Source organism: Rhodococcus sp. SB1D (assembly GCF_048573875.1).
GTDB lineage: Bacteria > Actinomycetota > Actinomycetes > Mycobacteriales > Mycobacteriaceae > Rhodococcus_F > Rhodococcus_F qingshengii.
The window spans coordinates 1-12,117 of the sequence record NZ_JBMAIQ010000031.1 but is presented as its reverse complement, the minus strand read 5'-3'; the positions used below and the strand labels follow the sequence as shown (position 1 = coordinate 12,117).

General features: G+C 60.2%; 2 protein-coding genes and 1 pseudogene. All 3 read left to right on the top strand.

The genetic code is table 11. The features are described 5' to 3' along the window. Positions 1-160 precede the first annotated feature (160 nt). Positions 161-4,090 (top strand): amino acid adenylation domain-containing protein, encoded by a 3,930-nt coding sequence (locus ACN50D_RS31075; RefSeq protein WP_419970253.1) that lies wholly within the window; start codon positions 161-163, stop codon positions 4,088-4,090. A gap of 273 nt (positions 4,091-4,363) precedes the next feature. After that, a pseudogene (locus tag ACN50D_RS31070) lies at positions 4,364-10,051 on the top strand (amino acid adenylation domain-containing protein); the annotation flags it as partial. Next, on the top strand, positions 9,933-12,117 hold a 2,185-nt coding region (locus ACN50D_RS31065), incomplete at its 3' end, for a non-ribosomal peptide synthetase (protein ID WP_419970252.1). The pseudogene ACN50D_RS31070 and the gene ACN50D_RS31065, both read left to right, overlap by 119 nt.

Genomic DNA, 12,117 nt, shown 5'->3' with positions numbered 1-12,117 from the left:
AGGCTTTGCCGGCAAGTTCGGGCGCATCCTTGCTGAGATCACTGTTGATCCGTCAGTTCGGTTGGGTGATATCGACGTACTTACCGCTGCTGAGCGCAGCAACCTTCTCAGCTGGTCCGCTGGTGGGCGCACAGCGTTGGCAGGCGCGTCCTTGACTGCGATGTTCGAAGAACAGGTTGGGCGGACGCCCGATTCTCTTGCCGTCGAGTGCGATGGCGAGGCGCTGACCTATGGGCAGCTCGACGCCTACGCAAACGTGGTGGCCGAGCGATTGACGGCGGCCGGCGTCGGTCCGGATGACGTCGTCGCGTTGATCGTGCCGAGGTCGGTCGAGTGGGTCGTAGGTATGTTGGCGGCGTGGAAGGCGGGTGCTGCGTACGGGCCGATCGATCCGTCGTACCCACAGGATCGGATCGAAGCGATAATCGCCGACACCGGTGCCCGATGCGCGGTGAGTACGACGACTCTCGATCTGGCGGTGGACGTGATCGTCCTCGACAGCATCATGCGTGATTCGCCGATGGTGGAGAGGCCGACGGATCGATGGCGTGAACTCGGTGCGGGGGACCGCTTGGGGTATGTCATTTCGACATCCGGTTCGACGGGTCGTCCGAAGCCGACGTTGGTGCCGATGGCCGGCATCGAGAACACGGTGGCCTGGTACCGCAGCGAGTTGCCCGAAACTGGTGGTCTATTGATCGCGTCGTCACCGAGTTTCGACTTGACGCAGAAGAACGTCTGGGCAGCGTTGAGCAGCGGTCGGAGCGTAGTGCTTGCCTCGGACGGTTTCGATCCGGATGCGATCGTTGCTCGCGTCGGGCACGGTGACGTTGCAGTGGCGAACATGTCGCCGAGCGCGTTCGAAGCCGTGGTGGATTCCGACGAGGAGTCTGCTTTGAGCGTTCTCGATGTTGTGTTCCTTGGAGGCGAGTCGATCCGGCTTAATCGTCTTGGCAGTTTGTTGTCAGGCGGAGTACGCGTGGTGAACAGTTACGGCCCGACGGAAGCGTCGGACGTGGTCTCGTTCCACGCGGTGACTGCGCATGACACCGTCAGCGTTCCGATCGGTGCACCGGTGCCGAACATGGATCTGTTCGTTCTGGATCGGTCGTTGGGTATGGTGCCGCCGGGCGTGATCGGCGAGTTGTATGTCGGTGGTGTCGGTGTCGGTCGCGGATACGGAAACCGAGCGGCGTTGACGGCGGAGCGTTTCGTCGCCAACCCCTTTGCGGGCGGGGAAAGGGGCGCCTCAGATGGCGGCAGCAGGTTGTATCGAACCGGCGACCTCGTCAGGTGGAACGGTCGGGGCGAGCTCGAGTACATCGGCCGATCGGATTTCCAGGTCAAACTGCGGGGGCAGCGTATCGAACTCGGCGAGATCGAATCTGCTCTGATCTCGCACGAGGCGGTTTCAGATGCGGTGGTCGTCCTGCACAGCGATGCGACGTTCGGCGACAGCCTGGTCGGGTATGTCGTGGGAACTGCAGTAGATGCGTCGGAAGTTCTGGAGTCTGCCCGGGCCGTGCTTCCGACGTACATGGTGCCCTCGAAGGTTCTTGTCCTCGACGAGCTTCCACTCAATGCGTCGGGCAAATTGGATCGAAAGGCTCTCCCGTCACCGGTATTCGAGGCAGCAGAGTTTCGGGCGCCGGTCACAGCGGTGCAGGAAATTGTTGCGTCGGTGTTCGGAGATGTGTTGGGCGCGGAGCGGGTCGGTCTGGATGACGATTTCTTTGCGCTGGGTGGTAATTCGTTGATCGCTACCAGGTTGGCAGCAAGATTGGGGCAGGCACTCGATGCGCAGGTCCCGGTGCGCGTGCTGTTCGAGAACTCGACAGTGGAAGGTTTGGCTGTAGTAGCGCAAAAGACCGCAGGTTCCGGTGCGAGGATGGAGTTGGAGGCGCGGGAACGTCCAGAACGTCTTCCTCTGTCCTTGGCCCAGCAGCGAATGTGGTTGGTAAACCAGATGGATCCCGGTTCTGCGGCATACAACATTCCGTTGGCTCTGCGATTGACAGGGAACTTGGATGTCGCGGCTTTGCGCCAGGCTCTTCACGACGTTTTGGTTCGACATGAGTCGCTCCGGACCAGCTACCCGAGTGACATCGAAGGGCCGGTTCAGAAAATCGTCGCGATCGACGAACTCCTTTCGCCTCTCGAAACGATTCAGGTGGACGACGAGGCCGCGGCGTTCAATCGCGTCGTGGAGTTGGTGACGACCGGATTCGACGTAGCTCAGGAGGTACCTGTACGCACTGGGTTGCTCGAGTTGGGCCCGGCAGACTTCATATTCGTCTTGGTCGCTCATCACATCGCCGCTGACGGTGAATCGATGGGACCTCTTGCCCGAGACATGATGGTCGCCTACGAGGCTCGCGTGCGCGGCACCGCGCCGTCGTGGACGCCGTTGACTGTTCAGTACGCGGACTTCGCGATCTGGCAGCGCGAAGTACTCGGTAGCGCTGGCGAGGTCGGCTCACAGGCTGCACGGCAACTCGACTTCTGGCGCCGGACGTTGGACGGTGTGTCGTCGACGCCCGGATTGCCTTCCGACCGTCAGCGACCCGCGCAGATGTCTGCACGTGCCGGTGTCTCGGAGTTCTCCGTCAACGCGGAGACGGCGGCGCGGCTCAACGAGATTGCGCGCGAACACAACGCCACATTGTTCATGGTTGTGCACGCTGCGCTTGCAGTACTCATCGCACGGTTGAGTGGAAGCCGAGATTTCGCGATCGGAACGGTAGTGGCCGGGCGAGGTGAGCAGCAACTGGACGACATAGTCGGAATGTTCGTCAACACGCTTGCACTCAGGACCGCTCCGGATCTCGGAGCGGGATTCGGCGACTTGGTCTCGCTCGTCCGAAACGTCGATCTCGAGGCATTTGCGAACGGAGACATCCCGTTCGAGGAAGTAACCGGCGCCTTGTCGGCGTCAGCGAGCGAGCTCTTCCAGGTTGCACTGTCGGTCGAACCGATGGCAGGAGCCTCGTTCAGTCTGCCGGATTTGAAGATCACGGCTGTCGAGGGTGTGGAGGCGACTGCGAAGTTCGACCTCCAACTCAATCTCAGTTCAGATCCGGTAACGGGAGGGTTGCTCGGCCATTTGGTTTTCGCTGCGGACCTTTTCGACCAAGCAACCGCCGACGCACATGTCGAGCGCTTCGTCCGCGTTCTAGATCGGGTCTCCTCGGATCCTTCACGTCCGATTGGTGACATCGAACTGCTCACCGACTCCGAACGAGCAGAAGTCCTCGGCTCCGTGGACACAACGCCGCCCCCGGCCGTTGGCGCTCCGACGGGCCGACTCGTGCCACAGCGATTGGCAAATTCCGTAGAGGCTGATCCTGATGCTGTCGCAGTCGTGTGCGATGAGGAGGAAATGACTTACCACGAGGTCGATGCACGATCATCTCGCCTCGCTCGCCACCTGATCAATCTTGGGATCGGTCCGGGCGACACGGTGGGGATCACAGGATTGCGTGGCATCGAACTGGTGGTGGCGGCCTGGGCGCTGTCCAAAGCCGGCGCGGCAGCTCTGGTAGGAGCTACAGGAGCAGCACGTGGGACAGAAACGGCTCCGAGTGTGGCCTTGGCGTTGATTTCGGGTGAGGCCGAATCTGACGTACCGCTGGACACGAGCCTCGACTTGGACCAGCCAGATGTTATCGAGTTGGTGGCGTCGTACTCGAGTCGTTCCGTGAACTACACGGACCGGCTTCGTCCGCTGAGCGCGGACGACATCGCGGTCGTGGTTGCCGGTTCGCACCCTGGCCAGATCACCCATGGAGAGCTCGCAGCGAAGTTGGACGCGATGTCGCAGAAGCACGATGTCGACTATGAATCGCGTTTGATGTACTTCGGTCCCGAGGAAGACGAAACATCGATTCTGACTATTCTGCTTGGCGGAGCGGTCGGTGGCGTCGTACTGCTGTACTCGGAAGCGGCGAAGGACGCAGAGGTACAGGAGCTACTTGCAGAGGAGTGGGTTTCGCACGCGGTTGGTCCGACAGACGTCTTCACAGGTGTTGTCGAAGGAGCTTTGCCAGATCTACGCCTGGCGTGTGATCCCGCGACGTGGACTCTGAGCTGACGCCGCCGTTCACGAAGTTGATGGACTCCCATATCCCGAACAGTCCGATGATGTCCACTCCGCGACAGCTGTAACAATGGTTCGGTGTGTCCGATCAACTATTGGGGCTTTACCGGGACGTCGAACGCGATTTGCCCAGGTCAAGGGTAGAACCTCGGAAGTGATCGGATTCCTGCGAATACTGATCGAACTGCAGTACCAAAGCGAAGGTGAAATTGTCTTGACGCAGCACGTGTTCCTCCAGCATGCCGTTCGAGTGCAGGTCGTGACCGCATGAGCTCCGATGGTGTGACGCCAGGGACTTCGGTAGCTCGCAAGGCACGTCGAGAGCGTCCGGCACGCGGCCGTCGTGCCAGCACCTCGTTGCTTCCGCAACTGCTGGCGGCGGCCGTCGAGCTGGGGCCCGAGCGGGAGGCGTTGCGGTTCGAAGGACGTTCGCTGTCATACGCAGAGTTGGACGAGCAATCGTCTCGTTTGGCGAGATTGTTGATCGCCGGCGGCATGGGGCCAGAGGATCGGGTTGCAATTTCGATACCGCGGTCCATCGAGTCCGTTCTGGCACTGTGGGCAGTCGCCAAGTCCGGCGCCGCCTTCGTCCCGGTGGATCCGAACTATCCAGCCGATCGCGTGGCCTACATGATCAGCGATTCTGGAGTTTCGGTCGGGTTGACCACTGAGGGTGCACGCGCCGGGTTAACCGACTCGGTCGGGTGGATCTCGATCGATGCTTCGGACACTGTCGAGTCGTTGGCCGCTGTCTCCGGCGCGCCAGTGACGTATGACGAGCGGGTAAGGACACTGCGTGAGCAGCACGCCGCGTACGTCATCTACACATCCGGCTCCACAGGGCGACCCAAGGGTGTTGTTGTTTCGCATTCGGGGCTAGCCGTCCTGCAGCGAGAGCAAATTCGCATGCTGTCGCTCGACGGCAATTCGCGGGTTTTGCACTTCACGACTCCAAGCTTCGACGTATCGATCTTCGAACTACTCGAGACGATCGGGGCGGGCGCCGTCATGGTGATTGCCCCATCGAGCATCTACGGTGGGCCCGAGCTAGCCGAGCTGATCAAGACAGAGCGAGTGACGCATGTCGGCGCTACTCCTTCGGTGCTCGCATCGGTGGATCCATCTGGACTCGACGATGTTGCTGTCGTCGTGGTCGCGGGTGAAGCGTGTCCGCCAGAGTTGGTCGCGAAGTGGGCGCCCGGACGCCACTTTGTCAACGCGTACGGCCCGACCGAGATGACGATCGTCACGAACATGACGGAACTCGGCGCGGGTGATCCCGTCACGATCGGTGGTCCGATTCGTGGTGCAGCGTCTTTGGTATTGGATGCCCGCTTGCAGCCTGTACCGACGGGGACTACGGGTGAGCTCTATCTTGCAGGGCCGCAGGTTGCGCGCGGATACCACAATTTGGCAGGTATGACGGCCGATCGATTCATCGCGAATCCCTTTGGGGCACAGGGTGAACGAATGTACCGCACGGGGGACGTGGTGCGGTGGACGGAAAGTGCTGCCGGCGATCGTAGCGTCGAATACGTCGGACGGTCCGATTCCCAGGTCAAGATCCGTGGCTTCCGCATCGAGTTGACTGAAATCGACGCGGTCATCGCACTCGACGAACGGGTCGAGTTCGTGACAACGCTCGGGCGAGTGTTGCCCAGCGGTGAAACGGCTCTCATCTCTTATGTGCTTCCTGCAGTTGGAGCCGTGCTGTCCGGGGATGACGTCCTGGCAGTGGTCAAGACGGATCTTCCCCGTCACATGATTCCGGCGGCTGTCGTTGTCATCGACGAGATCCCCTTGACGCCAGTAGGAAAGCTGGATTCAGCAGCACTTCCTGATCCCGTATTCGAGGCCCGAGAGTTTGTAGCGCCATCCTCCGATGGTGAGGTCGTGGTCGCGCGCATATTCGAAGAACTCTTGGGGGTGGACCGAGTCGGCGCTGACGACGACTTCTTCGAACTTGGCGGCAACTCGTTGATTGCTGCGAAATTGGCCGGGCGTCTCAGTGCGGCTTTCGATGTGCGGGTTCAGGTCAAAACGCTCTTCGAGTACTCGACAGTCTCCGGTCTTGCATCTGTTTTGTCAGATTCAGCGGGGCGTGTGCGAATTGCCTTGGCCCCTCGCTCTCGTCCGGAGCGGATACCTCTTTCCCTTGCACAGTCGCGGATGTGGTTCTTGTCGAGATTCGACTCTGTGTCTGGTGTGAACAACATTCCGATCGTGTTGCGGTTGTCCGGTGCCGTCGATGTTTCGGCACTGTCCGCAGCGCTGTCGGATGTTGTTGCGCGGCACGAGGTGTTGCGGACCGTCTATCCGGAATTCGAGGGCATCGGGTTCCAACAAGTACTTCCGGTGGACGAATTCGTGGAAACTGTATTGCCCGAAACTGTCGACGCGGCCGACTTGCTCGGTGTGCTGACGCCAGTGGTGGCAGAGGGGTTCGATGTCACGGTCGAGGTGCCATTGCGGGTTCGTTTGTTCCAGACGGGTTCGTCGGAGTTTGTGTTGGCGTTGGTGATTCACCATATCGCTGCTGACGGTGTGTCGATGGGTCCGTTGGTGCGTGATGTGTCGATGGCGTATGTGGCGCGTGCGGGTGGACAGGTTCCGGGGTGGGCGCCGTTGGCGGTGCAGTATGCGGATTACGCGTTGTGGCAGCGTGAGGTGTTGGGGTCCGAGGGTGATCCGTCGTCGTTGATGTCTGAGCAGTTGGGGTATTGGACGTCGGTGTTGGCGGGGTTGCCGGAGCGGATCGAGCTGCCGGCGGATCGCCCGCGGCCGTTGGTGGCATCCAATCAGGGTGCGAGTTACCAGTTTTCGATAGACGCGCGGTTACATCGAGCGCTCGAGCAGTTGGCGCTTGATCGTAATGTGTCGTTGTTCATGGTGGTGCATGCGGCGTTGGCGGTGTTGTTGGCGCGGCTGAGCGGTAGTGACGACGTTGTGGTGGGCTCTCCGATCGCAGGGCGGGGTGAGCCGGAGCTGGACGATCTGATTGGTATGTTCGTCAATACGTTGGTGTTGCGGACCGAGGTGGATTCTTCGGAGTCTTTCTCGGCGTTATTGGGTCGGGTTCGTGAGGTCGATCTCGGGGCGTTCGGCAACGAGGACGTGCCGTTCGAGCGTTTGGTGGAAGTGCTTGATCCGGCGCGGTCGCAGGCCCATCATCCGTTGTTCCAGGTTGCGTTGTTCTTTCAGAACATGGCGCAGGATGTCGTGGAGTTGCCGGGACTGTCGATTGCCGGTTTCGACGCCGGTGTCGAGATCGCGAAGTTCGATCTGCAGTTGACGGTGACGCCGTTGGAGGAGGACGGCGTCGGTGTGGGGATGCCGATGTCGTTGACGTATGCGACGGATCTGTTCGACGCGTCGACAGTTGTTTCGTTTGCGGAGCGGTTGGTGCGTGTTCTGGAAGCAATGGTGGCGGAGCCTGATTCGGTTGTCGGGGATGTGGAGTTGCTCGGTGAGGGCGAGCGTTCGCAGGTGCTGGTGGCGGTCAATGACACTGTTCACGAGTTGACTGTTGGTGCTTTGTTGCTCGACGGGTTTGTTGCGCAGGTGGCGGCGACGCCGGATGCGGTGGCGGTGGTGTTCGAGGGGCAGTCTCTGACGTATGCGGAGTTCGGGTCTCGGGTGAACCGTCTTGCACGGTATCTGATTTCGGTGGGCGTGGGGCCGGAGTCGTTGGTGGCGTTGGCGATGCGCCGGTCGGTTGACCTTGTGGTTGGTATGTATGCAGTGGTTGCTGCGGGTGGGGCGTATGTGCCGTTGGATCCGGATCATCCGGTCGAGCGCAATGGTCATATTCTCGAGACCGCGGCACCGGTCTGTGTGTTGTCCACTGCTGGTGACGGTGTGGTGTTGCCGAGTAAATTCGATGTGGTGTTGATAGACGAGCTGGATGTGTCCGGATTCTCGGATGCGCCTGTTTCTGATGTGGATCGTGTTGCGCCGTTGCGTGTTTCGAATGCTGCGTATGTGATTTTCACGTCGGGGTCGACGGGGAAGCCGAAGGGTGTGGCGGTTTCGCATGCGGCGATCGTCAATCAGATGGCGTGGATGCAGGGGCAGTATGTTCTGACCGGGTCGGATGTGTATCTGCAGAAGACTGCGACGACGTTCGACGTGTCTTTGTGGGGGTTCTTCCTGCCGTTGGCGGTGGGTGCTCGGTTGGTGGTGGCCACTCATGACGGTCATCGGGATCCGGGGTATTTGGCGTCGGTGATCGCTGATCAGCGCGTGACGGTGACGGACTTCGTGCCGACGATGCTGTCGGTGTTCGCGGGGGAAGTCTCTGCCAGCCAGTTGGATTCGCTACGTGATGTGTTCGTCATCGGTGAGGCGTTGCCGGCGCAGACGGTGCGCGATTTCGGTGTTGTTTCAAGCGCGCGGGTTCACAACTTGTATGGTCCGACCGAGGCCGCGGTGTCGATCACGTTCGCGGATGTGACGGATGCTGTCCACGGTGGTGTGGCTTCTATTGGTGTGCCGCAGTGGAATTCGCAGGTTTTCGTCTTGGATTCGCGATTGCGTCCGGTGCCGGCGGGTGTTGCGGGAGAGTTGTATCTTGCGGGTGATCAGTTGGCTCGTGGGTATGTTTCTCGTCCGGATTTATCGGCGGATCGCTTCGTCGCGAATCCGTTCACTCATGGCAGTGTCGGCGATCGGATGTACCGCACGGGGGACTTGGTGCGGTGGGGCTGGTCGGGGGAGCTCGAGTACATCGGGCGCACTGATTTCCAGGTGAAGTTCCGGGGTCAGCGGATCGAGTTGGGGGAGATCGAGTCGGCCCTGGTGGCCGATGTGTCGGTGTCGGTGTCGTCGGTGGCGGTGGTGTCGACCAAGACCGGTGATCAGTTGGTGGGGTATGTGGTGCCGACGTCGGGAGCGGTGGTTGATGTTGCGGCGCTTGTGGATTCGTTGGGGTCGGTGTTGCCGTCGTATATGGTGCCGTCGCAGATCATGGTGTTGGATGCGTTCCCGCTGAATGCTTCGGGGAAGTTGGATCGGAAGCTGTTGCCGAAGCCGGTGTTCGAGGCTGCAGCGTTCCGGGCTCCGGTGACTCCGGTGGAGGAGTCGGTTGCCTCGGTTTTCGCCGAGGTGTTGGGTGTGGATCGGGTCGGGCTTGATGATGATTTCTTTGCTTTGGGTGGCAATTCGCTGATTGCGACTCGGATGGTTGCCCGCCTTGGGCAGGCGCTCGATACGCAGGTTCCGGTACGGGTGCTGTTCGAGGTGTCCTCGGTCGAGCGCGTGGCTGCCCGGGTTCAGACCAAGATCGGTTCGGGTGCTCGGGCGGCGTTGACTGCTCGGGTGCGCCCGGAGCGGGTGCCGTTGTCCCTTGCACAGCAACGGATGTGGTTTCTGAACCAACTCGACCCAGAGTCGCCGGTCTACAATGTTCCTCTCGCGATCCGGCTTTCAGGGAAGCTGGACGTGGCGGGGCTGAAAGCTGCTGTTTCCGATGTCCTGGCACGGCACGAGTCGCTCAGAACGTTGTACCCAAGCGATCCGGATGGACCAATGCAGGTAATTGTTCCACCCGAAGAGGTCGTGCTGGACTTGAGTCCAGTCGAGGTCGACGCCGAGTCTGTAATGCTGCGCGTAGCAGAGGTTGTCGGACAAGGATTCGACGTCGGTGCTGAGGTCCCCGTTCGAGCGAAACTGTTCAGCCTTGGCTCTGGCGACTACGTGTTGGTTGTCGTGATCCACCACGTTGCCGGAGACGGTTCCTCAGTCGGGCCACTCGGGCGCGATGTCATGGTCGCGTATGAGGCCCGATCTCGGGGCGTGGTTCCGGGGTGGGCACCTCTCGGAGTGCAGTACGCGGACTATGCGTTGTGGCAACGCGAGATGTTGGGCTCAGATGGTGACCCGGACTCGATCGCGTCGAAGCAAATTGCGTATTGGCGAACTCAGTTGGCTGACGTCCCCCCCCGTTTTGAATCTCCCCTTGGATCGTGCAAGGCCGGCGATTCAGTCGTTACGCGGAGCGACAGTCAATTTCACGATCGATGCACGCCTTCATTCAGACTTGTCGAGGCTTGCAGTGGGTCACAACGTCACTGTCTTCATGGTCATTCACGCGGCAGTGGCTGTTTTGATGTCCAGACTGAGCAGTTCCACGGACGTGGTGCTTGGCACTCCTGTCGCAGGACGCGGGGAGGCCGAACTCGACGATCTGATTGGTATGTTCGTCAACACGCTGGTCTTACGCACGAACGTCGAAGCGTCGGAGGGATTCGGTTCGTTCCTGGAGCAGGTGCGTGAAATCGATCTATCGGCGTTTGCCAATGCGGATGTGCCGTTCGAGTGGTTGGTGGATGAGATCGACCCCGTGCGTTCTACTGCGCACTCACCGCTGTTCCAGGTTTTGTTGGTGTTCCAGAACTTTGCGCAAACGCAGTTCGTGTTGCCAGAACTCACGATTTCCGGGATCGAAGCGGACTCGGGAACGGCGAAATACGACCTTCAGATCACTCTGTCCGAGGTCATCAGCGAGTCTGGAGAACCCTCGGGGATACACGGGTCGTTCAACTACGCAACCGACCTGTTCGACGAATCAACGGTGCTGGAATTCGTCGATCGTCTGTTGCGAATTCTGAGCACAGTGTCCGCAACTCCGGACGTACTGGTGGGTGATATTCCCGTACTCTCACAGAGCGAGAGTGAACAGGTACTGGCACAAGCTGTTTCGGCCGGATCTTTGTGCTCGGACAATGCGACGCTGGTCTCGTTGTTCGACGAGCAGGTTGCGCGGACGCCTAACTCTGTCGCGTTGGCCATGGACGCAATTGAACTTACGTATGCGGAGTTCGATGCCAAGGTCAATCAACTCGCGCGTCACCTCATTTCCGAAGGAGTCGGACCTGAGCAGTTGGTCGGTGTGGCGATGCGTCGGAGCATTGACCTCGTGGTTGCGATCTACGCCGTTCTGAAGGCTGGGGGCGCCTACGTTCCTATCGATCCAGATCATCCAGCAGAACGCACCGAGTACGTCGTAGAGGCGGCGGATCCGGTACTGATTCTGACTACCGCTCGCGATCAGTTCGCGTCTACGGGTCGACGGATGGTGACTGTCGAGGCTCTGAACTTGGACGGGTTCCCATCTCGCCGGATTGCCGACTCTGAACGCAATTCGCCTTTGCGATCGCAAAACACGGCGTATCTGATCTTCACTTCAGGTTCGACAGGTCGACCCAAGGGCGTTGCCATTACACACAGCGCAACGGTAAACCAGTTGGTGTGGGCTCAGGCGACCTACAGGCTTGATTGCTCGGATGTGGTACTACACAAAACGCCGATCACCTTCGACATTTCGGTCTGGGAATTGTTCTGGACTCTCCAAACTGGCGCGAAACTGGTCATCGCGGTTCCCGATGGACACCGGGACGCAGATTATCTTGCGAAAACCATTGCTCAAGAGCGGGTCACGACGGTGCATTTCGTTCCGTCGATGTTGAGCGCATTCATGTCCGCGGTGCCCGCGCCGCTGCCGGAATCGGTGCGTCGAGTCTTTGTCGCAGGAGAGGCGTTGAGCGCCGACACCGTACGCCGATTCAGCGGGTACGCCTCGGCGAGCCTGCACAACTGGTACGGACCTGCCGAGGTCGAGGTGGTAACAGCTTGGGAGGCGACTCCTGAGGCGGTGGTCGTCCCGATCGGTACGCCCGTCGCTAACGCGTCCACTGTTGTGCTTGACGGCCGGTTGGCGCCAGTGCCGGTGGGTGTGGCCGGTGAACTGTATTTGGGTGGACCGCAGGTGGCTCGTGCATATCACGGTGAGCCTGCTATGACGGCGCTGCGATTTGTCGCCGATCCATTCGGATCAGCCGGCGCCAGGTTGTACCGCACCGGAGATTTGGTTCGATGGACCAAATCGGGGGAGCTGGAGTACATCGGCCGTAGCGATTTCCAGGTGAAGTTGCGTGGTCAGCGGATCGAACTGGGTGAGATCGAATCAGCCCTGCTCACGCATGAGAACGTCAACGACGCCGTCGTCGTGATGCACTCTGACT